The organism is Bacillus sp. OV166, from assembly GCF_900177675.1.
GTDB lineage: Bacteria > Bacillota > Bacilli > Bacillales > Cytobacillaceae > Neobacillus.
Window position 1 is genome coordinate 291341 of record NZ_FXWM01000001.1, and the last position, 22433, is coordinate 313773.

Sequence of the window (22433 nt, forward strand, 5' to 3'; positions counted from 1 at the left end):
CAAATGCAAGCTAAAGCTGTTGCAAGAACAGTTCGTATTGCTCCTCGTAAAGCACGTTTAGTCGTAGATTTAATTCGAGGTAAGCAAATTGGTGAAGCTGTGGCGATTTTAAATCTCACTCCTAAGGCTGCTTCTCCAATCGTGGAAAAAGTATTAAAATCCGCTATGGCAAATGCTGAACATAACTATGAAATGGACGTTAACAACCTAGTTGTTGCTCAAGCATTTGTTGACGAAGGACCAACGTTGAAACGTTTCCGTCCTCGCGCAATGGGCCGTGCAAGCCAGATCTTAAAGCGCACAAGCCACATCACAATCGTATTATCAGAAAAGAAGGAGGGATAAGCTGTGGGTCAAAAAGTAAATCCTGTCGGTTTGCGTATTGGAATCATACGTGATTGGGAATCTAAATGGTACGCAGGCAAAGACTTCGCTACTCTTTTACACGAAGACCTTAAAATTCGTGAATACATCACGAAGCGTTTAAAAGATGCTTCTGTTTCGAAAGTAGAAATCGAACGTGCTGCAAACCGTGTAAACGTAACAGTGCATACAGCTAAGCCTGGTATGGTTATTGGTAAAGGCGGTACGGAAGTTGAAGCACTTCGTAAAGCATTAAATCAATTAACTGGCAAACGCGTTCACATCAATATTCTTGAAATTAAGAGAGCTGATCTTGATGCGAAACTTGTTGCTGAAAATATTGCTCGTCAATTAGAAAATCGTGTATCTTTCCGTCGTGCTCAAAAGCAAGCAATTCAACGTGCTATGCGCGCTGGTTCAAAAGGTATCAAAACACAAGTGTCTGGTCGTCTTGGCGGTGCAGATATCGCTCGCGCTGAACATTACAGCGAAGGAACTGTTCCACTTCATACACTTCGCGCTGATATCGACTATGCTACTGCTGAAGCCGATACTACTTATGGTAAGCTAGGCGTAAAAGTATGGATCTATAAGGGAGAAGTCCTTCCTACTAAGAAGAAACCTGCGGAAGGAGGCAAATAATATGTTATTGCCAAAACGCGTAAAATATCGCCGTCAACACCGTGGTAACATGCGTGGTAACGCAAAAGGTGGTACAGAAGTGACATTCGGTGAATTCGGCCTACAAGCTCTAGAAGCTTCTTGGATTACGAATCGCCAAATTGAAGCAGCACGTATTGCGATGACACGTTACATGAAACGTGGCGGTAAAGTTTGGATTAAAATCTTTCCTCACAAGCCTTACACTGCTAAACCGCTTGAAGTACGGATGGGTTCCGGTAAAGGAGCACCTGAAGGCTGGGTAGCTGTTGTTAAGCCTGGAAAAATCATGTTCGAGATTGCTGGCGTTTCTGAAGAAATCGCTCGTGAAGCACTTCGACTTGCAATGCACAAACTTCCTATTAAATGTAAGTTTGTAAAACGAGAAGAAATTGGTGGTGAATCAAATGAAAGCTAATGAACTTCGTGACCTAACCACTGCTGAAATTGAACAAAAAGTAAAATCTTTAAAAGAAGAACTTTTCAACCTTCGCTTTCAATTGGCGACAGGACAACTTGAAAACACAGCTCGCATTCGTGAAGTACGCAAAGCGATCGCTCGTATGAAAACAGTTGTTCGTGAAAGAGAAATCAGCGTTAACAAGTGATTATTGAAGGGAGGTTCACACAATGAGTGAACGTAACCAACGTAAAGTTTACACAGGACGCGTTGTTTCTGACAAGATGGATAAAACTGTAACGGTTCTTGTTGAAACACAAAAAAAGCATCCTTTATATGGTAAACGCGTTAAGTACTCTAAAAAGTATAAAGCTCATGATGAGCAAAATGAAGCAAAAATCGGCGATGTAGTACGTATCATGGAAACTCGTCCGCTTTCAGCTACTAAGCGTTTCCGTTTAGTTGAAGTTGTAGAAAAAGCAGTTATTATTTAATTGTTCGGATTAAGCTTCATTCCGAAGGGAGGTTACACACATGATTCAACAAGAATCACGTTTAAAAGTTGCTGACAACTCTGGTGCTCGTGAGGTACTTACGATTAAAGTTCTTGGTGGTTCAGGTCGCAAGTTTGCTGGTATTGGTGATGTTATCGTCTGTACAGTAAAACAAGCAACACCAGGTGGCGTTGTTAAAAAAGGTGACGTTGTTAAAGCAGTTATTGTTCGTACAAAGAGCGGTGCTCGTCGACCTGACGGTTCATACATTCGTTTTGATGAAAACGCATGTGTAATTATCAAAGATGATAAGAGCCCACGTGGAACTCGTATCTTCGGACCAGTTGCCCGTGAACTTCGCGAAAACAACTTTATGAAGATCGTTTCTCTAGCTCCAGAAGTACTATAATTTAAATTCAAATGCCTTTAAGGAGGTGCTTAATGATGCATGTGAAAAAAGGTGACAAAGTAAGAGTCATCTCTGGAAAGGATAAAGGCAAAACAGGAGTAATCCTTGCTGCTTATCCTAAAGAAAGCCGTGTACTAGTAGAAGGAGTGAACATTGCAAAAAAACACTCTAAACCTTCTCAAGTGAATCCACAAGGCGGTATCATCAGCTTTGAGGCTCCAATTCATGTATCGAACGTAATGCCTATCGATCCTAAAACAGATATTCCGACTCGTGTAGGTTCCACTACGGTAGATGGCAAAAAAGTACGCGTAGCAAAATCCGGTGAAATTTTAGATAAATAGTTTAAAATTAAGAAGGGAGGTACAATAAGTGAACCGCCTAAAAGAAAAATTTGTTAAAGAAGTTACTCCTGCTCTTATGAGCAAGTTCAACTATAAATCAGTTATGGAAGTTCCTAAACTTGATAAAATCGTCGTGAATATGGGCGTTGGTGACGCAGTTGCAAATGCAAAGGCGCTTGATAATGCAGTTGAAGAACTTTCAACGATCACAGGTCAAAAACCAGTCGTGACACGTGCAAAAAAATCTATCGCTGGCTTCCGCCTTCGTGAAGGTATGCCAATCGGTGCAAAAGTTACACTTCGCGGTGAGCGCATGTACGAATTCTTGGATAAATTAGTTTCTGTTTCTTTACCTCGTGTACGTGACTTCCGTGGTATTTCTAAAAAAGCATTCGACGGTCGCGGTAACTATACATTAGGGATTAAAGAACAATTAATCTTCCCTGAAATTGATTACGATAAAGTAAGCAAGGTTCGTGGTATGGATATCGTTATCGTAACGACTGCTAAAACTGATGAAGAATCTCGTGAACTTTTAACTCAATTTGGAATGCCATTCCAAAAGTAATCGTTAAATAATGGAGGCGAAAACGTGGCTAAAAAGTCAATGATTGCGAAACAAAAGCGCACGCCTAAATATGCAGTACAAGAGTATACACGCTGCGAACGTTGTGGCCGTCCACACTCTGTATATCGTAAATTTAAGCTTTGTCGTATTTGTTTCCGCGAATTAGCGTACAAAGGACAAATTCCTGGTGTTAAAAAAGCTAGCTGGTAAAACCCAAGTCTGGGAAGGAGGTAAAAATAATGGTCATGACAGATCCAATTGCTGATATGCTTACTCGCATTCGTAATGCGAATATGGTGCGTCACGAAAAGTTAGAAGTGCCTGCTTCTAATATGAAAAAAGAAATTGCTGAAATTTTAAAGCGCGAAGGTTTCGTACGTGACGTCGAATTCATCGAAGACAACAAACAAGGTATCATCCGTATCTTCTTAAAATACGGTGCTAGTAATGAACGTGTTATTACTGGTCTTAAGCGCATAAGCAAGCCTGGACTTAGAGTTTACGCAAAATCAACTGAGGTACCACGCGTTCTTAACGGTCTTGGTATCGCATTAGTATCAACATCAAATGGTGTTATTACAGATAAAGAAGCTCGTGCAAAACAAGTCGGCGGAGAAGTATTAGCTTACGTTTGGTAATTGAGCTTTTGAATGAATGGAGGTGCACTAAATGTCTCGCGTAGGAAAAAAACCAATTGTTATTCCAGCAGGAGTTACAGTTACATTAAATAATAGTACTGCTACAGTTAAAGGACCTAAAGGTGAACTTACTCGTACTTTCCATCCTGATATTACTATCAACGTGGAAGAAAATCTTGTAACAATCACTCGTCCTTCTGATGTAAAAGAACACCGCGCATTACACGGAACTACTCGTGCCGTGCTTGCGAACATGATTGAAGGTGTATCCACTGGCTTCACTAGAGGCTTAGAGTTAATCGGGGTTGGTTATCGTGCTCAAAAGCAAGGTACCAAGCTTGTATTAAACGTTGGATACTCTCATCCAGTTGAGATCGAACCTGAAGAGGGCCTTGAAATCGAGGTGCCTGCTAATACAAAAATCGTTATCAAAGGTACTGACAAAGAACGTGTTGGTGCATTAGCAGCGAATATTCGCGGAGTTCGTCCTCCTGAGCCTTATAAAGGTAAAGGAATTCGTTACGAAGGTGAATTTGTTCGTCGTAAAGAAGGTAAAACTGGTAAGTAATGCCTCATAGGTAAACGAAAGGAGTGACGTAAATGATTACGAAGCTTGATAAAAACGCTACTCGCAAGAAAAGACATGCTCGTGTTCGTGCGAAACTTAGCGGTACTTCAGCTCGTCCACGTCTAAATGTGTTTCGTTCTAACAAACATATTTATGCTCAAATAATTGATGACATTAATGGAGTAACTTTAGCGAGTGCTTCTACTTTAGATAAAGACTTTACTTTAGAATCAACTAATAATGTTGAAGCTGCTAAGATGATCGGTGAGTTAGTTGCTAAACGTGCGGTAGAAAAAGGTATCACTTCTATTGTCTTTGATCGTGGCGGATACCTATACCATGGACGTATTCAAGTATTAGCTGATGCTGCCCGTGAAAACGGTTTACAATTCTAAAAGACAAAGGAGGGACACAAAAAGATGCGTCGTATTGATCCAAACAAACTTGAACTAGAAGAACGCGTAGTCACGGTTAACCGTGTTGCGAAAGTTGTTAAAGGTGGACGTCGTTTCCGCTTCACAGCCCTTGTTGTTGTAGGCGATAAAAACGGTCACGTTGGTTTCGGTACTGGTAAAGCTCAAGAAGTACCTGATGCTATTCGTAAAGCCATCGAAGATGCAAAGAAAAACTTAATAGAAGTTGCTATGGTTGGAACTACCATTCCTCACCAAGTAATCGGACGTTTTGGTGCTGGTGAAATTCTTCTAAAACCTGCTTCAGAAGGTACAGGAGTTATCGCTGGCGGTCCAGTTCGTGCTGTTCTTGAGTTAGGCGGAGTAGCTGACATCCTTTCTAAGTCATTAGGAACAAATACTCCTATTAACATGGTTCGTGCAACAATTGATGGTTTAAAACAATTAAAACGTGCTGAAGACGTAGCTAAACTACGTGGAAAATCAGTAGAAGAACTGTTAGGATACGGGGGGAAATAAAATGGCGAATAAACTATTAGTTACCCTCACTCGCAGCGTAATTGGCCGTCCTGGCGACCAACGTGAAACAGTTAAAGCTTTAGGATTACGTAAATTGAATCAAACAGTTGAGCATCAAGATAACGCTGCTATTCGCGGTATGATTACCAAAGTTGCTCACCTTGTAACAGTTAAAGAACAATAATTGATTGTTTTCTTTCATAAGGAGGTGCCAATATGAAACTTCATGAACTAAAACCTGCTGAGGGTTCTCGTAAAGAACGTAAGCGTCTAGGACGCGGTATCGGTTCTGGTCAAGGAAAAACTGCCGGTAAAGGTCATAAAGGTCAAAACGCTCGTTCGGGTGGCGGTGTGCGTCTAGGTTTTGAAGGTGGTCAAACACCTTTATATCGTCGTTTACCAAAACGCGGATTTACAAACTTCAGCCGTAAGGAATATGCAGTTGTAAATCTTGATGCTTTAAACCGCTTTGCTGAAGGTACAGAAGTTACTCCAGAACTTCTTATCGAATCAGGTGTAGTAAGCAACGAAAAAGCAGGAATCAAAATTCTTGCAAAAGGGAACGTAGAGAAAAAGTTGACTGTCAAAGCTCACAAATTCTCCTCTGCTGCTAAGGAAGCGATCGAAGCTGCTGGTGGAAACACTGAGGTGATCTAATGTTCCAGACAATCTCCAATTTTATGCGCGTGGGTGAGATACGACGGAAGATCATATTCACCCTTTTAATGTTAGTCGTATTTCGATTAGGTACATTTATCCCAGTACCCAATGTAAATGCAGATGTACTTGCTAATCAAGATAAGCTTAGTGTTTTCGGAATTTTAAATACTTTTGGCGGTGGAGCATTAAAACAATTCTCCATCTTTGCAATGGGTATCATGCCATATATCACTGCTTCGATCATTATACAACTCCTGCAAATGGACGTTGTGCCGAAATTTACGGAATGGTCTAAGCAGGGTGAATCAGGTCGTCGTAAGATTGCTCAAATCACTCGATATTTCACAATTGTGCTTGGTTTTATCCAAGCATTAGGTATGTCCTATGGCTTTAATAATTTAGCCAGCGGTCAACTGATTGAAAATCCTGGAATAGCTACGTATCTGCTTATTGCAGTTGTCTTAACTGCAGGTACAGCATTTTTAATGTGGTTAGGGGAGCAGATTACTGAAAAAGGTGTTGGTAATGGAATTTCCATTATCATCTTTGCCGGTATCGTTGCTGGAATGCCATCAACTATTAATCAAATTTATGTACAGCAATTTGAGAATGCAGGAGAGGCATTATTCTTACGTATTGTTACTGTAGTGTTAATAGCACTTGCTGTTGTGGCTATCGTAGTTGGAGTTATTTTTATCCAACAAGCAAATCGTAAGATACCTATTCAATATGCTAAACGTGTGGTTGCTGGACGTAATCCTGTCGGAGGACAATCCACTCACATGCCATTAAAAGTTAATGCTGCGGGTGTAATTCCTGTAATCTTTGCGGTTTCATTCATTGTAACACCAAGAACGGTCGCATCATTTTTTCCAACTAATGATGTAACACTTTGGATTACAAAAGTATTTGATTATTCTCATCCAATTGGGATGACGTTATATGCTGCGTTAATTATCGCGTTTACTTATTTCTATGCATTTATCCAAGTTAACCCTGAACAAGCAGCGGAAAACTTGCAAAAGCAAAGCGGCTATATTCCAGGGATCCGCCCAGGAAAGAGCACGCAAGAATACTTAACACGCGTCTTATATCGTTTAACTTTTGTTGGTGCGCTCTTCCTAGCAGTGATTGCTGTATTGCCTATGTTATTTATTAATTTAGCCAATCTGCCGCAATCGGCTCAAATCGGTGGAACAAGTTTGCTAATCGTTGTCGGTGTAGCATTAGATACGATGAAACAACTTGAAGCACAATTAGTTAAACGTCACTATAAAGGCTTTATAAATTAAAGGTTTTGGGGGCCACTGCTCCCTAAAACCAATTTATAGCACGAGGGGGGAACACGTGTGAATTTAGTATTAATGGGGCTTCCGGGTGCCGGAAAAGGTACTCAAGCTGAAAGAATCGTCGAAAATTACGGCATCCCTCATATCTCTACTGGAGATATGTTCCGTGCAGCGATGAAAGAAGGAACAGAACTAGGTTTACAAGCGAAATCATTCATGGATAAGGGCGAACTTGTTCCTGATGAAGTAACAATCGGAATTGTTCGTGAACGATTAAGCAAGGAAGATTGTCAAAAGGGATTCCTTTTAGATGGCTTTCCTAGAACTGTACCTCAAGCAGAAGCGTTGGAAAATCTTTTAGTTGATTTAAATAAAAAAATTGACTATGTAATTAATATTAACGTGGTTAAGGATTTATTAATGGAACGTTTGACAGGGCGTCGTATTTGTAAAGAATGTGGTTCTACGTATCATTTAGTTTTTAATCCTCCAAAACAAGATGGCGTATGCGATCGTTGCGGCGGTGAGTTATACCAAAGAGCGGATGATAATGAAGAAACTGTTCAAAATCGATTAGACGTAAATATCAAACAACAAGAACCATTATTAACTTTTTATGAAACAAAAGGTTATCTTCGCACGATTGATGGTCAGCAGGATATTCACAAGGTATTCGCTGATATCGAGCAATTACTTGGGGGCTTATAATGATCATTTGCAAAACCCCTAGGGAAATTGAAATCATGCGCGCGGCCGGGCGGATTGTGGCCCTTACCCACCAAGAGTTACAAAAACACGTAGCTCCTGGGATTACCACAAAGGAATTAGACATGATTGCTGAAGAATTTATTCTCTCACAAGATGCATTTCCTTCGTTTAAAGGGTATAATGGTTTTCGCGGCAGCATTTGTACAAGTGTGAACGAAGAACTTGTTCATGGAATTCCTGGTAATCATGTTCTCAATGAAGGAGACATTATTAGCATCGATATCGGTGCTAAGTATGATGGTTATCACGGTGATTCAGCTTGGACCTATGCTGTAGGAAAGATTGATGATAATTCCCAGCATTTGCTGAAGGTAACAGAGGAATCTCTTTATCTAGGCATAAACGAAGCAAAACCGGGCGAGCGACTCTCGAACATCTCCCATGCGATTCAAACGTATGTGGAAGCAAATGGCTTTTCTATTGTACGCGAGTATGTAGGACACGGAGTAGGGCAAGACTTACATGAGGAACCTCAAATTCCACATTTTGGTCCACCAAACAATGGTCCACGTCTTATGCCTGGAATGGTACTTGCTATTGAACCGATGGTAAATGCCGGAAGCCGATATGTGAGAACATTGACTGACAATTGGACAGTTGTAACTGTTGACGGCAGGCGTTGTGCGCATTTCGAGCATACGGTTGCGATCACTGATGCAGGATTTGAAATCCTAACCAAATTATAAATTTTGTATGGATTTCAATAGTTGTTATCAATTCTGGTCCGTTTTTAGGTAATTTGTAATATTTACTGAGGACAGAATGCTGCTCAATATGTTAGAATTGAAAGGTTGCAGGACGACATACGAGCGAATAGCTTTGCTTGCTCTACCTAGTTTGAATAAACGCAATCCTGAAAAGAGAAGGGAGACGAGATCGATGGCCAAAGATGATGTAATTGAAATTGAAGGTAAAGTCATTGAAACATTGCCAAATGCAATGTTTAAGGTAGAATTAGAAAACGGTCATACCGTGCTAGCGCATGTTTCTGGTAAAATACGAATGCATTTCATTCGGATCCTTCCGGGTGACAAAGTGACTGTTGAGCTTTCTCCATATGACTTAACACGCGGAAGAATTACTTACCGCTTTAAATAATGCTTGCACTCCGTACTACTAAGGAGGTTAGGATAATAATGAAAGTAAGACCATCTGTTAAACCCATCTGCGAAAAATGTAAAGTTATCCGTAGACGCGGAAAAGTTATGGTTATCTGTGAAAACCCTAAACATAAACAAAAACAAGGTTAATTTTGAAGGAGGTGCGCATTTTCTATGGCACGTATTGCTGGTGTAGATATTCCACGTGAAAAACGTGTAGTTATCTCTTTAACTTACATTTATGGAATTGGTAAAAATACTGCACAAAAAGTACTAGCAGAAGCTGGTGTTTCTGAAGATACACGTGTACGTGATTTAACAGAAGACGAATTAAACAAAATCCGTGACATCATCGACAAATTAAAAGTTGAAGGTGACCTTCGCCGTGAAATTTCTCTTAACATTAAGCGTTTAATGGAAATCGGCTGCTACCGCGGATTACGTCATCGTCGTGGTTTACCAGTTCGTGGACAAAATACGAAAAACAACGCTCGTACACGCAAAGGTCCTCGTAAGACTGTAGCGAACAAGAAGAAGTAATCGGTAAAGGAGGTTAATTTAAATGGCACGTAAAACGAATACACGTAAACGTCGTGTTAAAAAGAATATTGAAGCTGGTATCGCTCATATCCGTTCAACATTTAACAATACGATTGTAACAATTACTGATGTACATGGTAATGCAATTTCATGGTCAAGTGCAGGTGCGCTTGGATTTAGAGGTTCTCGTAAATCTACACCATTTGCTGCACAAATGGCGGCTGAAACAGCAGCTAAGACTTCCATTGAACATGGTATGAAAACTTTAGAAGTTACTGTTAAAGGACCTGGTGCAGGACGTGAAGCTGCAATCCGTGCTCTTCAAGCTGCTGGTCTAGAAGTAACTGCAATTAAAGACGTTACACCTGTTCCTCATAATGGATGCCGTCCACCAAAACGTCGTCGTGTTTAATTTTTCTGTATAGATTTTGTATCATGCGTCTATAATGGGATATGATACTAATTTTTTGCACTCTTACAGAAGATTTATTCCAGTTGTTGTGCACAAAACGGGAACGTATACATGGGGACTTTTAATTAGCAAATATGCTGATTTAGAGTTTCGACGTTTTGAAGGAGGGTTATTTGATGATCGAAATAGAAAAACCAAAAATCGAAACGATTGAGATCAACGATGATGCTAAGTATGGCAAATTCATCGTAGAGCCACTTGAGCGTGGATATGGTACCACTTTGGGTAACTCCTTACGTCGTATCCTATTATCTTCACTCCCAGGTGCCGCGGTTACATCGATTCAAATCGATGGGGTACTTCATGAGTTCTCAACAATTGAAGGCGTCGTAGAGGATGTAACATCCATCATTTTAAACATTAAAAAATTAGCTTTAAAAATCTACTCTGATGAAGAGAAGACGCTTGAGTTTGATGTACAAGGTGAGGGTCCAGTTTTAGCTGGCAATATTACTCATGATAGTGATGTTGAGGTTTTAAATCCTGAGCTTCATATTGCAACATTAGCTGCAAATGGTCATCTTCGCATGCGTTTGACTGCTAGACGTGGACGTGGATATACACCGGCTGTTCAAAACAAAAGAGAAGATCAACCAATAGGTGTTATTCCCATTGATTCCATTTTCACACCAGTTTCTCGTGTACAATTTCAAGTAGAAAACACACGTGTTGGTCAAATGTCTAATTTCGACAAGCTCACACTTGATGTTTGGACAGATGGAAGCACTGGGCCAAAAGAAGCGATCGCTCTTGGATCCAAAATTTTGACCGAGCATTTGAATATTTTCGTTGGTTTAACTGATGAAGCTCAAAATGCTGAAATCATGATTGAAAAAGAAGAAGACCAAAAAGAAAAAGTTCTTGAAATGACTATTGAAGAACTAGATCTTTCTGTTCGTTCTTACAATTGCTTAAAACGTGCTGGAATCAACACTGTTCAGGAATTAGCTAATAAGACTGAAGAAGATATGATGAAAGTTCGTAACTTAGGCCGTAAATCACTTGAAGAAGTGAAGGCAAAACTAGAAGAGCTTGGATTAGGCTTGCGTAAAGACGACTGATTTGTTAATCGTAATACACATGCGTTAATCCGTTTAATGACTTCAACAAAGGAGGGAACCCTTCATGGCATACAGAAAGTTAGGACGCACAAGTGCACAGCGTAAAGCTATGCTACGTGATTTAACTACAGATTTAATTATCAATGAGCGCATTGAAACAACAGAAACTCGTGCGAAGGAAATTCGTGTGACTGTTGAAAAAATGATCACTTTAGGTAAACGTGGTGATTTACACGCTCGTCGTCAAGCTGCTTCATATGTTCGTAACGAAGTTGCTGATGCTGAAAATAATACAAGTGCAGTACAAAAACTTTTCGCTGATATCGCTCCGCGTTATCAAGAGCGTCAAGGTGGATACACTCGTATTATGAAACTTGGACCACGCCGCGGTGACGGTGCACCAATGGTTATTATCGAGTTAGTTTAATATAGCTTTAACAGACAACAAGGGCGCTGGACAGTTTACAAACAAACTTGTTCTTTGCCCTTTTTCTGTAAGTGAATCTTATATCAAGATGACCCAAGCCAAAAAGAGTGTTACGATGAGCGTAACTCCAATTCATTGGAGACAATCTAAAAGTCCTACTTGATTTCTTGTAACTTTTTATGTGACTTGATTTCTTGTATCTTTTATCATCTCGCGCTATTGTTGTGCAGATTGAATTAAATACGTCTCGTCTAGCTCATGCACCTCCTCTCATTTCTTTTATAGAAATTCCTTAAACTGCAGTTTACAGCGAAACTGCATAGGGACGAGGTGCAGGCTTTTTTTTATATGTAAAAGAAATAATGAGCGGAGAATAGTATAGCTGAGAGGAGGAATTATCTGTGAAAAACTCGATTGTATCTCTTAATGGAGTATCTTTTCAATATGACGCACAAGAACGTTATGCTTTGAACAATGTCTCATTTGATATAAATGAGGGAGAATGGCTTGCTATTGTCGGTCATAATGGGTCAGGTAAATCCACGATGGCAAAACTCTTAAATGGGCTGCAATTTCCACAAACAGGTGAGATTACAGTTTGCGGAATAAAGTTGGATGAAGAGTCAATTTGGGATATCCGTAAAAAATTAGGGATGGTCTTTCAAAACCCTGACAATCAATTTGTTGGAACGACAGTACAGGATGATGTGGCTTTTGGTCTAGAAAATAACGGCATACCTAGAGACGAAATGGTCACAAGGGTCGAGGATTCGTTAAAGAGAGTTAAGATGGATAAGTTTCTATATCAAGAGCCCCACCATCTATCAGGCGGACAAAAGCAACGTGTGGCAATAGCCGGTGTGCTAGCATTACGGCCATCGATCATCATACTTGATGAGGCAACTTCCATGCTTGATCCAAGAGGACGCGAAGAGGTATTAGAGACCGTCCGATTATTAAAAGAAGAGAAATCATTGACCGTTATCTCGATTACACATGATTTAGAAGAGGCGGCTAAGGCGGATCGAATCATCGTCATGAACAAAGGGGAGGTCTTCCGGGAGGGTACACCTGAAGAGATTTTCTCTATGGATGAACAATTGGTTCAGTTAGGGTTAGATATTCCTTTTTCAGTGAAAATGACGAAAGCTTTAAGGAATCATGGAATCGATCTATCTAGGCACTATTTATCGGAAGAAGAGTTGGTGAAAGAGTTATGGACATCTCGCTCAAACATGTAGATTATCGTTATCAAGTCAATACTCCTTTTGAACGACTGGCCATTGAGGATGTGTCTATTGATATTCCTTCAGGTGTGTATATGGCGATTATTGGTCATACCGGTTCAGGGAAATCAACAGTCCTGCAGCATTTAAACGCTCTCCTTCAACCAACAAAAGGAACAGTAGCAATTGGTGAACATGAAATTAAAGCTTTGCAAAAAAATAAGAACTTAAAAAAAGTCCGGCAAAAAGTTGGCATCGTCTTTCAATTTCCTGAACACCAATTATTTGAAGAGACGGTCGAAAAAGATATTATTTTTGGGCCTATGAATTTTGGGGTTTCTGAAACAGAAGCAAAGGAAAGGGCACGGATTGCTTTAAAACAAGTGGGTCTAGAGGAAGATATTCTAAATAAATCACCGTTTGAGCTCTCTGGTGGACAAATGCGCCGCGTCGCAATTGCAGGAGTACTTGCAATGGAGCCCGATGTTATTGTCCTGGACGAGCCTACTGCGGGTTTAGACCCAAGAGGCCGAAAAGAAGTTATGGACATGTTCTTTTCTCTCCATAAGGAAAGAAAGCTCTCTACCATTCTTGTTACACATAGTATGGAGGATGCTGCTAGATACGCAGACCAAATTGTGATTATGCAGCAAGGGAAAGTTGCCAAAAAAGGGACAGCAGAAGAGATTTTCTCCGCACCGACTGAGCTGGTTGAAATGGGACTTGATGTTCCTGAAGTCGTTCGGTTTCAACTGAAGCTTGAGGAGAAACTTGGCATGAAATTTGAGAAAATTTTTCTAACCATTGATGAGTTGTCTACTGCTGTTACTAAGGTATTAAGTAGAGGTGTTCACTCATGATGGAAAAAATGATTTTTGGGCGCTATGTCCCGTCAGATTCTATTATTCATAAAATGGACCCTCGTTCAAAATTAATGATTATCTTTCTTTTTGTTTGTGTTATTTTTTTAGCAAACAATGTCGTAACCTATGCACTTATTGGAATTTATACTTTTTTAATGCTTGGATTGTCGCGGGTCCCGGTGCGCTTTTTATATGGGGGTCTTAAACCAGTCATCTGGCTCGTTCTTTTTACCCTAGTGCTGCAACTGTTTTTCACAAAAGAGGGTACCCTTTTATTTGAACTAGGTCCTGTAAAAATTTATGAGGAAGGAGTCAGGCAGGGGATTTTTATTTCCTTACGATTCTTTTTCTTAATTTTAATGACGTCACTGTTGACGTTAACCACCACCCCAATTGAGATTACCGATGGCCTTGAAACGTTGTTACATCCTTTAAATAAGGTCCGTTTCCCTGTCCACGAAATGGCATTAATGATGTCTATTTCCTTAAGGTTCATTCCAACACTTATGCAGGAAACGGATAAAATAATGAAGGCGCAAATAGCCCGTGGCGTTGAGTTTGCAAGCGGTCCTTTTAAGGAACGCATCAAAGCCGTCATTCCACTGCTTATCCCATTGTTTGTCAGTTCCTTTAAACGAGCGGAGGAATTGGCGATCGCGATGGAGGCTAGAGGGTATCAAGGTGGGGAAGGAAGAACAAAATACCGGGAATTATCCTGGAAAATAGCTGATTCCTTACAGATGGGGGTATTAGTCCTTCTATCGATCCTACTACTTTTATTACGATCATAATGGAGCGAAACCATGGCAAGGTATAAATGTATTATTTCCTATGACGGGTCGGGCTTTTCCGGCTATCAAGTCCAACCAAATAAGCGAACCGTACAGTCTGTATTAGAAGCTGTTTTATCAAAAATGCATAAGGGTGATACGGTCAAAGTCGTCGGCTCAGGACGAACGGATGCCGGTGTCCACGCAAAAGGACAAGTCATTCATTTTGATTCACCACTACTGATTCCAGCTGACAAGTGGGAGAAAGCATTGAATTCCATGCTGCCTGAAGATATTTCCGTTCTAAAGGTTGTTCCTGTCACCGAGTCCTTTCATGCCCGCTTCGACGCGAAAGGGAAGGAATATCGCTATGTTCTTCATTTATCTCAAAAAAGAGATCCCTTTCAGCGGAAATTTGCTTATCAATATCCATACCGTTTAAATTTACAGGCGATGGAGCAGGCAAGTAAACTTGTCCTTGGTACACATGACTTTACTAGTTTTTGTGCGGCAAAGACGGAAGTAGTTGATAAAGTTCGAACGATTGAATCGATTGACTTTACACGTATGGATGAGTTACTGACGATCCGTTTTGTTGGAAATGGCTTTTTGTATAATATGGTTCGTATTTTAGTTGGAACTTTATTAGAGGTCGGATCGGGTGAACGCAGCCCTGAGGATATTCCGATAATATTAGCCCATAAAGACCGGAGGCTATCAGGAAAGACAGCTCCAGGTCATGGATTGTATCTTTGGGAAGTCTTTTATGATTAAAATGTGATAATGTCTAGCTGCAGCGCCTAGGGGCTCGGGTCATAAGCCAATCCGTCAAAAAGGTTAAAGAGCAACCTTCTCGCCGGTTCGTCTTATGCCTGTCGCCCCTGTGCAAGTCGCTTCCGCTTTTCTGAAAACAACCTAACCTGGTGTAACATTTTCTTGACATATTGACCTGTAGGTTTTATTATATTAGATGTGCGTGTTTTTAATCCCACGATAAAGCCCCGGAAAGTCTTCATCGTGATTGAAAATATATGAATACAAACTTAACCGCACAAGGGTATTAGATGTTGATTCCCGGAACAGAATCGGACTCTAATTACTTTAAAAGTGCGAAAACAATAATCTTTTATGGATTTAATTTAGGAGGGAAACTCATGCGTACAACGTTTATGGCAAATGCCAACACTATCGAGCGTAAATGGTACGTAATTGATGCAGAGGGCAAAACTCTTGGACGTCTTGCTTCTGAAGTAGCATCAATTTTACGTGGTAAAAACAAACCAACTTTTACACCACATGTTGACACTGGTGATAATGTAATTATTCTTAATGCTTCAAAGGTAGAACTTACTGGAAAGAAATTAACTGACAAGATTTACTACCGTCACACAATGCATCCAGGTGGTTTAAAAACAAGAACTGCTTTAGAAATGCGTACTAACTATGCTGAGAAAATGATCGAGCTTGCTGTTAAAGGTATGCTTCCAAAGAATTCTCTTGGCCGTCAAATGTTTAAAAAATTACATGTATATGCTGGCAGCGAACATCCGCACCAAGCACAACAACCTGAAGTTTACGAACTTCGCGGTTAATAAAGAGGGAGGGAATTAACTTGGCACAAGTTCAATATATCGGTACAGGTCGCCGTAAAAGTTCTGTTGCACGTGTACGTTTAGTACCAGGCACAGGTAAAATTATTGTAAATAGTCGTGAAATTGAAGATTATATCCCATTTGAAGCATTACGTGTTGTTGTAAGACAACCATTAGTAGCTACTGAAACAGTTGGAAGCTATGATGTTCTTGTAAACGTAAGCGGCGGTGGATACACTGGTCAAGCTGGCGCAATCCGCCACGGTATTGCTCGCGCATTACTTCAAGCTGACCCTGAATTCCGTCCAACATTAAAGCGCGCTGGATTATTAACTCGTGATGCACGTATGAAAGAACGTAAAAAATACGGTCTTAAAGGTGCTCGTCGTGCGCCTCAGTTCTCAAAACGTTAATTTTATGGCGTTTCAAAGGCTCTCAACCAATTTGGTTGGGGGTCTTTTTTATATAGAAAAAAGGCTTTTGATCACGAAAAGTTTTTTTGACCACATATCATAGCTCATTTTGAAACTTTTGAGCGGTGAATAACAAATAAAAAAACGAAGAGGTAAATCTTCGTTTTTTTCCACTTATTTATTCACTTCTATTATAAAAAATGCTAGCACAGACCAAGGGCTGATCTGTGCTAATAATTATCTTATGACAATAAAGGTAACCCCTTACTATTGTTGAGGTGCGGAAGGAGTTGAGATACTTTGTAATGCCTGTTCTGCCTCGTTTGCATATTGATTTTCTACTGCTAGATCACCTAAAGCAACCATTCCTACTATTTGTCCATTTTCGATTACCGGCAATCGGCGAATTTGCTGCTGTGCCATCAAATTTGCTGCTTGATGGACATCCATATCAGGTGTACCTTGTACGATCTGCTGTGCAGTCATTACTTGAGATACTGGTGTTTGTGGATCTTCTCCTTGTGCTGTCGTACGAAGGGTAATATCACGATCCGTTACAATTCCAACCATTTGTCTGTTGTTATTTATTACTGGGATAGCTCCAATATTATATTCGCTCATTAACGCTGCAGCTTCCTGTACGGTCTGTGTTTCGTTAACTGTAAGAACATTTGATGTCATGATATCTCTTAATTGTGCCATGAAATTACCTCCAAATATGTTATTCCTTTATAGGATGGGTAACATTGGCGGTATTATTAATGGTAACTTTTTTCTATATATCAGCTTCACATGAACGTGGTGTAATTAACTCATTAGAAGAGGACATTTAAATCTGGTTTTTACCAAATCAAACCTCAGTTTTCAAAACGTTAATTATCAACATTTCCAAGGCTCTCAACCATTTTGGTTGAGGGTCTTTTTTCTGTCCACAAAAAGCTTTTGACCACGAAAATATTTTCCTTCCACAAATCATAGTTCATGGTACCTGGATCCTCGTAGCGGTTTGTTCATTTAAAAATTTTTTTATTCGTTTTGTAGGTTTTTGTAGGGTTTTGTTGTTTTGCTTTTAAAATTACTTAAGTATTCAAATAAATTGAAAGCGTTAACAAGGAGGATGGACATGAAAAAATTTGGATTAGCTACGCAAATTTTTATTGCACTTATTTTAGGTATAGTGGTTGGGGCTGCTACTTATGGGAACAATACAGCAATTTCCTACATTGCGCCAATCGGTGATATTTTCATTCATTTAATTAAAATGATCGTTATGCCGATTGTAATAGCCGCACTTGTTGTTGCTGTGGCGGGTGTAGGTGATATAAAAAAATTAGGTAAGCTTGGCGGCAAGACGATTCTTTATTTTGAAATCATTACAACGATTGCGCTGGGGATTGGCTTGCTGGCTGCAAACGTAATCCATCCAGGTTCTGGTGTAGATATGAGCCATCTGGCAAAAGGAGATATCTCAGCATACGAACAAACTGCAAGCGCTACACAAAACAAAGGCTTTGCGGAAACAATCGTTCACATCGTTCCAAAAAATGTGTTTGAATCAATGGCGCAAGGGGATCTATTGCCGATTATTTTCTTCAGTGTTCTATTCGGCCTAGGGGTCGCAGCAATCGGGGACAAAGGAAAGCCGGTGCTTCATTTCTTTGAAGGTGTTTTAGAAGCAATGTTTTGGGTAACAAATCAAGTAATGAAGGCTGCTCCGTTTGGAGTATTCGCTCTTATTGCGGTGACGGTGGCCCATTTCGGAGTGAGCACATTGCTTCCGCTTGGAAAGCTTGTATTGGCTGTGTATGTAACTGTATTGTTTTTCGCTATTGTGATTTTAGGTATAAACGCGAAAATGACAGGAACAAATATTTTTACACTTATTAAGATTTTAAAGGAAGAACTTATCATTTCTTTTACAACAGCGAGTTCTGAGGCAGTGCTCCCGAACATCATGAAAAAGATGGAGCAATTCGGTTGTCCGAAGGCGATTGTTTCTTTCGTCATTCCGACAGGATACACATTCAATCTGACAGGATCAGCAATTTATCAGGCGCTTGCTTCGCTGTTTGTTGCGCAAATGTATAATGTACACATGTCGTTGATGCAGCAAATTACATTGTTATTTGTACTTATGATGACTTCAAAAGGTATGGCAGGCGTCCCAGGTGCATCGTTTGTCGTTGTGCTGGCGACACTTGGCTCTATGGGATTACCGTTAGAGGGAATTGCTTTGATTGCTGGCATCGATCGTATTTTAGATATGATTCGCTCGGCTGTAAACGTTTTAGGAAACTCATTGGCTGCCATCTCAATGGCGAAATGGGAGGGCGAATTTGATAAAGAAAAAGCGCAGGACTATTTGGATTCTGTTAAAGAAACAAAGGCTGCATAAAGGGATAGGAGGAGAATGTAATGACAGTAACTAAAATAAAAGCAAATGTTCGGATTGAAAAGGATTTTTTAGGGGAAAAAGAGGTGCCTGTAAATGCCTATTACGGCATACAAACATTGCGCGCTGTCGAGAACTTTCCTATTACAGGATATATAATTCATGAAGAACTAATTAAAGCTTTGGCCATTGTCAAGAAAGCGGCTGCTCTTGCCAATATGGAAACAAAGCGCCTTTATGAAGGGGCAGGCAAAGCCATAATAGAAGCTGCTGAAGAAATCATCGACGGCAAGTGGCACGATCATTTCATTGTCGACCCGATTCAAGGCGGCGCAGGTACATCAATGAACATGAATGCGAATGAGGTCATTGCCAATCGTGCGCTTGAATTAATCGGAAAAGAAAGAGGAGACTACTTTCATATTAGTCCGAACAGCCATGTGAATATGGCACAGTCTACAAATGATGCTTTTCCGACTGCGATTCACATCGCAACATTGAATATGTTAGAAAAATTATTAGACACAATGGAATATATGCATTGCGTATTCGAGCAAAAAGCAAAGGAATTTGACCGGGTCATTAAAATGGGCCGTACTCATCTGCAGGATGCTGTACCGATTCGATTAGGTCAAGAGTTTGAAGCATACTCCCGCGTAATTGCCCGCGATATCAAGCGCATCAAACAATCACGGCAGCATTTATATGAGGTGAACATGGGCGCGACAGCTGTGGGAACTGGCTTGAACGCAGACCCTCGCTATATTGAGCGTGTAGTCGAGCATCTTGCCGATATTAGCGGCTTATCGCTTGTGGGCGCTGAGCACCTTGTGGATGCAACCCAAAACACAGATGTTTACACGGAAGTATCGGCAGCACTTAAAGTATGCATGATGAACATGTCCAAAATTGCCAATGATTTGAGATTGATGGCTTCCGGTCCTCGCACGGGACTCGGTGAGATAATATTACCTGCACGTCAGCCTGGTTCTTCCATTATGCCGGGGAAAGTGAACCCTGTAATGGCTGAGGTCATTAATCAGGTGGCGTTTCAAGTTATTGGAAACGACCATACCATTTGTCTTGCTTCTGAAGCAGGGCAGCTGGAACTGAATGTTATGGAGCCTGTTCTCGTATTTAATTTACTTCAATCCATCAGTATTATGAATAATGCATTTCGTGCATTTACAGACTATTGTTTAAAGGGAATTGAAGCAAATGAAGAAAGAATGAAGGAATATGTAGAAAAGAGTGCCGGCATTATTACGGCGGTAAATCCGCATATCGGCTATGAGGTTGCTGCACGTATAGCGAGAGAAGCGATTTTAACCGGTCAGCCGATTCGCGAATTATGCTTGAAATATGACGTATTATCAGAAGAAGAGCTCGATCTAATTTTGGACCCTTATGAAATGACTCACCCAGGTATCGCAGGTGCAGTTCTTTTAGATAGACAGTAAACTTGTACATGTCAAGCAAAGGAGGGCGGAGAGGCCCTTTTTTGCTTGACATAAGGGGTAAAACTCCGCCGGCAAGGCGCTCTACCAGAGAGCCTTCACCACAAAAAAGCAAAAGCGCTTTTTAGGGGGAGAACCTCTGGTTCTGCGCCTAAACGAGCCGGGTGCACTATTTCTATTGAGAATCAATAGCAGAAGTCGATTGGAAAAGGAAGGGATTATATGTATAAATTCAAGGTTGGTCCGAATGGGGATGTGGAAACTGACTTACGAGGTTCGGAATTAATGGCTATACCGTTGTTGAATAAGGGGGTTGCATTCACGGAGGAGGAGAGACAGGAGCTGGATTTAACAGGATTATTGCCGCCGGCAGTACTGACGCTTGATGAGCAGGCACGCCGCGCTTATGAACAATTCTCCTCGCAGCCGAATGATTTGCATAAAAATGTAGCGTTATCGGCATTGCGTGACCGAAACGAGGTATTGTTTTACCGGGTTCTGACGGACCATTTACCAGAAATGCTTCCAATCATATATACACCAACAGTCGGGTTAGCAATCCAGCGTTACAGTCTCGAATACCGCCGACCGCGCGGGGTGTATTTATCTATTAATGATGCAAACGGCATTGAACAAGCATTTGAAAACTTTGGGGCGAGTGCGGAAGATATCGATTTAATCGTTATTACCGATGGGGAAGGCATTTTAGGAATCGGTGACTGGGGTGTTGGCGGTATTAATATCGCGATTGGCAAATTAGCCGTTTATACAGCCGCAGCTGGAATCGATCCCGCCCGCGTCATGCCTGTAATTTTAGATGTAGGCACAGATCGTGATGAGCTTCTGAACAACCCGTTCTACATCGGAAATTGCCATCCCCGTGTTCGGTATGGACAGTATGATGCATTCATTGAGCAGTTTGTAAGTACGGCGGCGAGAATGTTTCCTAATGCCTTGCTCCATTGGGAGGATTTCAGCTCCCATAATGCGCGGAGCATTTTAGACAAGTATCGAGATAAAGTGTGTACATTTAATGACGATATACAAGGTACAGGAGCTGTATCGCTTGCTGCTGTGCTGGCGGCAGTGCGCGCTTCCGATATTCCGCTCAGTGAGCATCGTGTTGTCATATTCGGGGCGGGTACAGCGGGTATTGGAATTGCTGATCAGGTGCGTGATGCCATGGTACGCGAGGGGCTTTCATGGGAATCGGCGAACCGCAGATTTTGGTGCATTGACCGGAATGGTTTACTGGAAGATGATATGGACGAATTGTACGACTTCCAGCGCCCATATGCGCGTCCTGCTGAAGAAAACAATGCAGGATTGGGATTAGCTGAAGTCGTTCGTCAAGTACATCCAACTATTTTGATCGGAACTTCAACTGTGGCGGGGGCATTCACCGAGGATATTGTGAAAGACATGGCAGCTCACGTTGAAAGACCGGTAATTTTGCCTATGTCCAATCCCACTCCCCTTGCGGAAGCAAAGCCTGCTGATCTAATCCATTGGACAGAGGGAAGAGCCCTAGTAGCAACAGGAAGTCCGTTTTCTCCTGTAACATATAACAAAACAGTATATGTAATCGGACAATCCAATAACGCTCTTATTTTTCCGGGGCTTGGACTTGGAACGAACGTGTCCCGTGCAAGTATCATCACTGACGGCATGTTTGCTGCGGCAGCAGAAGCTGTGGCGGGAATGATTGATGTAAGCAATCCAGGTGCGCCTTTACTTCCGCAGATTGAGAATCTACGTGCCATTTCAGAAATTGTCGCGATAGAAGTGGCAAAGGCGGCTGTTGCCGATGGTGTGGCACGAATAAAACATGACGATATTAAGCAAGCAGTTCGAAACGCAATGTGGGAACCGGTGTATCGGCCTATAAAAGCGGCAAAGGAAACTGTTCTGGTATAATGGGCGAAAATCCAGCTTGTTTTGATAAACAAGCTGTATCTTCATATATATATATAACTAGTAGTGTATGGGGGGCAATTGTGTTTATAACTACAAGGCGGCGGTTTGTT

General features: G+C 41.0%; 34 protein-coding genes. 33 read left to right on the forward strand and 1 reads right to left on the reverse strand.

What is annotated here, in order from left to right; genetic code table 11:
* Positions 1–3: 3 nt before the first annotated feature.
* From rplV to rpsI, 30 genes are all read left to right on the forward strand, one after another.
* Positions 4–345 (forward strand): 50S ribosomal protein L22, encoded by a 342-nt coding sequence (gene rplV / locus CCK98_RS01440; RefSeq protein WP_088084987.1) that lies wholly within the window; start codon positions 4–6, stop codon positions 343–345.
* Positions 346–348: 3 nt separating this feature from the next.
* A complete protein-coding gene (rpsC, locus tag CCK98_RS01445) occupies positions 349–1005 on the forward strand; it encodes a 30S ribosomal protein S3 (protein ID WP_088084988.1) in 657 nt (218 codons plus the stop codon).
* Position 1006: 1 nt separating this feature from the next.
* Entirely contained in the window at positions 1007–1441 is a 435-nt protein-coding gene (gene rplP / locus CCK98_RS01450) for a 50S ribosomal protein L16 (RefSeq protein ID WP_088084989.1), read from the forward strand.
* Positions 1431–1631, forward strand: coding sequence for a 50S ribosomal protein L29 (gene rpmC / locus CCK98_RS01455; protein ID WP_007085282.1), 201 nt, complete (start codon positions 1431–1433; stop codon positions 1629–1631). The genes rplP and rpmC overlap by 11 nt, the downstream gene beginning before the upstream one ends.
* A 22-nt stretch (positions 1632–1653) precedes the next feature.
* The gene (gene rpsQ, locus CCK98_RS01460) at positions 1654–1917 is read left to right on the forward strand and encodes a 30S ribosomal protein S17 (RefSeq protein WP_088084990.1); all 264 of its coding nucleotides are present in this window, start codon (positions 1654–1656) and stop codon (positions 1915–1917) included.
* Positions 1918–1957: 40 nt separating this feature from the next.
* Positions 1958–2326: a 50S ribosomal protein L14 gene (gene rplN / locus CCK98_RS01465; protein ID WP_088084991.1), complete on the forward strand. Its 369-nt coding sequence runs from the start codon at positions 1958–1960 to the stop codon at positions 2324–2326.
* A 35-nt stretch (positions 2327–2361) separates the two neighbouring features.
* On the forward strand, positions 2362–2670 hold the full coding sequence (gene rplX / locus CCK98_RS01470; protein ID WP_088090246.1) for a 50S ribosomal protein L24: 309 nt from the start codon (positions 2362–2364) through the stop codon (positions 2668–2670).
* 28 nt (positions 2671–2698) lie between these two features.
* Positions 2699–3238, forward strand: coding sequence for a 50S ribosomal protein L5 (rplE, locus tag CCK98_RS01475; protein ID WP_088084992.1), 540 nt, complete (start codon positions 2699–2701; stop codon positions 3236–3238).
* A 24-nt stretch (positions 3239–3262) separates the two neighbouring features.
* On the forward strand, positions 3263–3448 hold the full coding sequence (locus CCK98_RS01480) for a type Z 30S ribosomal protein S14 (RefSeq protein WP_034676107.1): 186 nt from the start codon (positions 3263–3265) through the stop codon (positions 3446–3448).
* A 29-nt stretch (positions 3449–3477) separates the two neighbouring features.
* Positions 3478–3876 carry a 30S ribosomal protein S8 gene (gene rpsH / locus CCK98_RS01485; protein WP_088084993.1) on the forward strand — a complete coding sequence of 133 codons (399 nt, stop codon included), beginning with the start codon at positions 3478–3480 and terminating at the stop codon, positions 3874–3876.
* 31 nt (positions 3877–3907) lie between these two features.
* Positions 3908–4444: a 50S ribosomal protein L6 gene (gene rplF / locus CCK98_RS01490; protein ID WP_088084994.1), complete on the forward strand. Its 537-nt coding sequence runs from the start codon at positions 3908–3910 to the stop codon at positions 4442–4444.
* Positions 4445–4476: 32 nt separating this feature from the next.
* On the forward strand, positions 4477–4839 hold the full coding sequence (gene rplR / locus CCK98_RS01495; RefSeq protein ID WP_088084995.1) for a 50S ribosomal protein L18: 363 nt from the start codon (positions 4477–4479) through the stop codon (positions 4837–4839).
* A 24-nt stretch (positions 4840–4863) separates the two neighbouring features.
* A complete protein-coding gene (gene rpsE, locus CCK98_RS01500) occupies positions 4864–5376 on the forward strand; it encodes a 30S ribosomal protein S5 (RefSeq protein ID WP_088084996.1) in 513 nt (170 codons plus the stop codon).
* Between the two features lies 1 nt (position 5377).
* On the forward strand, positions 5378–5560 hold the full coding sequence (gene rpmD / locus CCK98_RS01505; RefSeq protein WP_088084997.1) for a 50S ribosomal protein L30: 183 nt from the start codon (positions 5378–5380) through the stop codon (positions 5558–5560).
* A gap of 32 nt (positions 5561–5592) precedes the next feature.
* On the forward strand, positions 5593–6033 hold the full coding sequence (gene rplO / locus CCK98_RS01510) for a 50S ribosomal protein L15 (RefSeq protein ID WP_088084998.1): 441 nt from the start codon (positions 5593–5595) through the stop codon (positions 6031–6033).
* A complete protein-coding gene (gene secY, locus CCK98_RS01515) occupies positions 6033–7328 on the forward strand; it encodes a preprotein translocase subunit SecY (protein WP_088084999.1) in 1296 nt (431 codons plus the stop codon). Before rplO ends, secY begins: the two co-directional genes overlap by 1 nt.
* A 57-nt stretch (positions 7329–7385) precedes the next feature.
* On the forward strand, positions 7386–8033 hold the full coding sequence (locus CCK98_RS01520; RefSeq protein WP_088085000.1) for an adenylate kinase: 648 nt from the start codon (positions 7386–7388) through the stop codon (positions 8031–8033).
* Positions 8033–8779, forward strand: a complete 747-nt coding sequence (gene map / locus CCK98_RS01525) for a type I methionyl aminopeptidase (protein WP_088085001.1) — start codon at positions 8033–8035, stop codon at positions 8777–8779. Before CCK98_RS01520 ends, map begins: the two co-directional genes overlap by 1 nt.
* A 193-nt stretch (positions 8780–8972) precedes the next feature.
* On the forward strand, positions 8973–9191 hold the full coding sequence (gene infA / locus CCK98_RS01530; RefSeq protein WP_007085268.1) for a translation initiation factor IF-1: 219 nt from the start codon (positions 8973–8975) through the stop codon (positions 9189–9191).
* A 38-nt stretch (positions 9192–9229) separates the two neighbouring features.
* A complete protein-coding gene (gene rpmJ, locus CCK98_RS01535) occupies positions 9230–9343 on the forward strand; it encodes a 50S ribosomal protein L36 (protein ID WP_000868344.1) in 114 nt (37 codons plus the stop codon).
* A gap of 24 nt (positions 9344–9367) precedes the next feature.
* Positions 9368–9733 carry a 30S ribosomal protein S13 gene (rpsM, locus tag CCK98_RS01540; RefSeq protein WP_026565543.1) on the forward strand — a complete coding sequence of 122 codons (366 nt, stop codon included), beginning with the start codon at positions 9368–9370 and terminating at the stop codon, positions 9731–9733.
* A gap of 22 nt (positions 9734–9755) precedes the next feature.
* Positions 9756–10145, forward strand: a complete 390-nt coding sequence (gene rpsK / locus CCK98_RS01545) for a 30S ribosomal protein S11 (RefSeq protein WP_075689916.1) — start codon at positions 9756–9758, stop codon at positions 10143–10145.
* Between the two features lie 176 nt (positions 10146–10321).
* Positions 10322–11266 carry a DNA-directed RNA polymerase subunit alpha gene (locus CCK98_RS01550; protein ID WP_088085002.1) on the forward strand — a complete coding sequence of 315 codons (945 nt, stop codon included), beginning with the start codon at positions 10322–10324 and terminating at the stop codon, positions 11264–11266.
* A 64-nt stretch (positions 11267–11330) separates the two neighbouring features.
* Positions 11331–11693 carry a 50S ribosomal protein L17 gene (gene rplQ / locus CCK98_RS01555; RefSeq protein ID WP_088085003.1) on the forward strand — a complete coding sequence of 121 codons (363 nt, stop codon included), beginning with the start codon at positions 11331–11333 and terminating at the stop codon, positions 11691–11693.
* Between the two features lie 401 nt (positions 11694–12094).
* Positions 12095–12934 (forward strand): energy-coupling factor ABC transporter ATP-binding protein, encoded by an 840-nt coding sequence (locus CCK98_RS01560; protein WP_088085004.1) that lies wholly within the window; start codon positions 12095–12097, stop codon positions 12932–12934.
* Positions 12910–13779 (forward strand): energy-coupling factor ABC transporter ATP-binding protein, encoded by an 870-nt coding sequence (locus tag CCK98_RS01565; protein ID WP_088085005.1) that lies wholly within the window; start codon positions 12910–12912, stop codon positions 13777–13779. Before CCK98_RS01560 ends, CCK98_RS01565 begins: the two co-directional genes overlap by 25 nt.
* The gene (locus tag CCK98_RS01570) at positions 13776–14573 is read left to right on the forward strand and encodes an energy-coupling factor transporter transmembrane protein EcfT (protein WP_088085006.1); all 798 of its coding nucleotides are present in this window, start codon (positions 13776–13778) and stop codon (positions 14571–14573) included. The genes CCK98_RS01565 and CCK98_RS01570 overlap by 4 nt, the downstream gene beginning before the upstream one ends.
* Positions 14574–14585: 12 nt before the next feature.
* On the forward strand, positions 14586–15326 hold the full coding sequence (gene truA / locus CCK98_RS01575) for a tRNA pseudouridine(38-40) synthase TruA (RefSeq protein ID WP_088085007.1): 741 nt from the start codon (positions 14586–14588) through the stop codon (positions 15324–15326).
* Between the two features lie 380 nt (positions 15327–15706).
* Complete coding sequence (gene rplM, locus CCK98_RS01580; RefSeq protein ID WP_088085008.1) at positions 15707–16144, forward strand: 50S ribosomal protein L13; 438 nt, start codon at positions 15707–15709, stop codon at positions 16142–16144.
* Between the two features lie 20 nt (positions 16145–16164).
* Positions 16165–16557, forward strand: a complete 393-nt coding sequence (rpsI, locus tag CCK98_RS01585) for a 30S ribosomal protein S9 (protein ID WP_088085009.1) — start codon at positions 16165–16167, stop codon at positions 16555–16557.
* Positions 16558–16824: 267 nt separating this feature from the next.
* On the opposite strand, the gene CCK98_RS01590 is transcribed toward rpsI, so the two are convergent.
* Positions 16825–17259 carry a CBS domain-containing protein gene (locus CCK98_RS01590; RefSeq protein ID WP_088085010.1) on the reverse strand — a complete coding sequence of 145 codons (435 nt, stop codon included), beginning with the start codon at positions 17257–17259 and terminating at the stop codon, positions 16825–16827.
* A 421-nt stretch (positions 17260–17680) separates the two neighbouring features.
* On the opposite strand from CCK98_RS01590, the gene CCK98_RS01595 reads away from it, so the two are divergent.
* The 3 genes from CCK98_RS01595 (at position 17681) to CCK98_RS01605 (ending at position 22323) form a co-directional block, all read left to right on the forward strand.
* Positions 17681–18952, forward strand: a complete 1272-nt coding sequence (locus CCK98_RS01595) for a cation:dicarboxylate symporter family transporter (RefSeq protein WP_088085011.1) — start codon at positions 17681–17683, stop codon at positions 18950–18952.
* Positions 18953–18972: 20 nt separating this feature from the next.
* Positions 18973–20409: an aspartate ammonia-lyase gene (gene aspA, locus CCK98_RS01600; protein WP_088085012.1), complete on the forward strand. Its 1437-nt coding sequence runs from the start codon at positions 18973–18975 to the stop codon at positions 20407–20409.
* Between the two features lie 219 nt (positions 20410–20628).
* The gene (locus CCK98_RS01605; protein WP_306298911.1) at positions 20629–22323 is read left to right on the forward strand and encodes an NAD-dependent malic enzyme; all 1695 of its coding nucleotides are present in this window, start codon (positions 20629–20631) and stop codon (positions 22321–22323) included.
* The last annotated feature ends 110 nt before the right edge of the window (positions 22324–22433 follow it).

Coding starts and splice junctions, on each gene's coding strand:
- rplV (WP_088084987.1), top strand. CDS start 4: ATGCAAGCTAAAGCTGTTGCAAGAACAGTTCGTATTGCTCCTCGTAAA.
- rplX (WP_088090246.1), top strand. CDS start 2,362: ATGCATGTGAAAAAAGGTGACAAAGTAAGAGTCATCTCTGGAAAGGAT.
- CCK98_RS01595 (WP_088085011.1), top strand. CDS start 17,681: ATGAAAAAATTTGGATTAGCTACGCAAATTTTTATTGCACTTATTTTA.
- rpmJ (WP_000868344.1), top strand. CDS start 9,230: ATGAAAGTAAGACCATCTGTTAAACCCATCTGCGAAAAATGTAAAGTT.
- map (WP_088085001.1), top strand. CDS start 8,033: ATGATCATTTGCAAAACCCCTAGGGAAATTGAAATCATGCGCGCGGCC.
- CCK98_RS01590 (WP_088085010.1), bottom strand. CDS start 17,259: ATGGCACAATTAAGAGATATCATGACATCAAATGTTCTTACAGTTAAC.
- rplF (WP_088084994.1), top strand. CDS start 3,908: ATGTCTCGCGTAGGAAAAAAACCAATTGTTATTCCAGCAGGAGTTACA.
- rplQ (WP_088085003.1), top strand. CDS start 11,331: ATGGCATACAGAAAGTTAGGACGCACAAGTGCACAGCGTAAAGCTATG.
- CCK98_RS01565 (WP_088085005.1), top strand. CDS start 12,910: ATGGACATCTCGCTCAAACATGTAGATTATCGTTATCAAGTCAATACT.
- secY (WP_088084999.1), top strand. CDS start 6,033: ATGTTCCAGACAATCTCCAATTTTATGCGCGTGGGTGAGATACGACGG.
- rplN (WP_088084991.1), top strand. CDS start 1,958: ATGATTCAACAAGAATCACGTTTAAAAGTTGCTGACAACTCTGGTGCT.
- rpsK (WP_075689916.1), top strand. CDS start 9,756: ATGGCACGTAAAACGAATACACGTAAACGTCGTGTTAAAAAGAATATT.
- rpsE (WP_088084996.1), top strand. CDS start 4,864: ATGCGTCGTATTGATCCAAACAAACTTGAACTAGAAGAACGCGTAGTC.
- rpmD (WP_088084997.1), top strand. CDS start 5,378: ATGGCGAATAAACTATTAGTTACCCTCACTCGCAGCGTAATTGGCCGT.
- rplM (WP_088085008.1), top strand. CDS start 15,707: ATGCGTACAACGTTTATGGCAAATGCCAACACTATCGAGCGTAAATGG.
- rplO (WP_088084998.1), top strand. CDS start 5,593: ATGAAACTTCATGAACTAAAACCTGCTGAGGGTTCTCGTAAAGAACGT.
- rpsQ (WP_088084990.1), top strand. CDS start 1,654: ATGAGTGAACGTAACCAACGTAAAGTTTACACAGGACGCGTTGTTTCT.
- rpsH (WP_088084993.1), top strand. CDS start 3,478: ATGGTCATGACAGATCCAATTGCTGATATGCTTACTCGCATTCGTAAT.
- rplR (WP_088084995.1), top strand. CDS start 4,477: ATGATTACGAAGCTTGATAAAAACGCTACTCGCAAGAAAAGACATGCT.
- CCK98_RS01570 (WP_088085006.1), top strand. CDS start 13,776: ATGATGGAAAAAATGATTTTTGGGCGCTATGTCCCGTCAGATTCTATT.
- rpmC (WP_007085282.1), top strand. CDS start 1,431: ATGAAAGCTAATGAACTTCGTGACCTAACCACTGCTGAAATTGAACAA.
- infA (WP_007085268.1), top strand. CDS start 8,973: ATGGCCAAAGATGATGTAATTGAAATTGAAGGTAAAGTCATTGAAACA.
- aspA (WP_088085012.1), top strand. CDS start 18,973: ATGACAGTAACTAAAATAAAAGCAAATGTTCGGATTGAAAAGGATTTT.
- CCK98_RS01550 (WP_088085002.1), top strand. CDS start 10,322: ATGATCGAAATAGAAAAACCAAAAATCGAAACGATTGAGATCAACGAT.
- CCK98_RS01605 (WP_306298911.1), top strand. CDS start 20,629: ATGTATAAATTCAAGGTTGGTCCGAATGGGGATGTGGAAACTGACTTA.
- rpsM (WP_026565543.1), top strand. CDS start 9,368: ATGGCACGTATTGCTGGTGTAGATATTCCACGTGAAAAACGTGTAGTT.
- rplP (WP_088084989.1), top strand. CDS start 1,007: ATGTTATTGCCAAAACGCGTAAAATATCGCCGTCAACACCGTGGTAAC.
- truA (WP_088085007.1), top strand. CDS start 14,586: ATGGCAAGGTATAAATGTATTATTTCCTATGACGGGTCGGGCTTTTCC.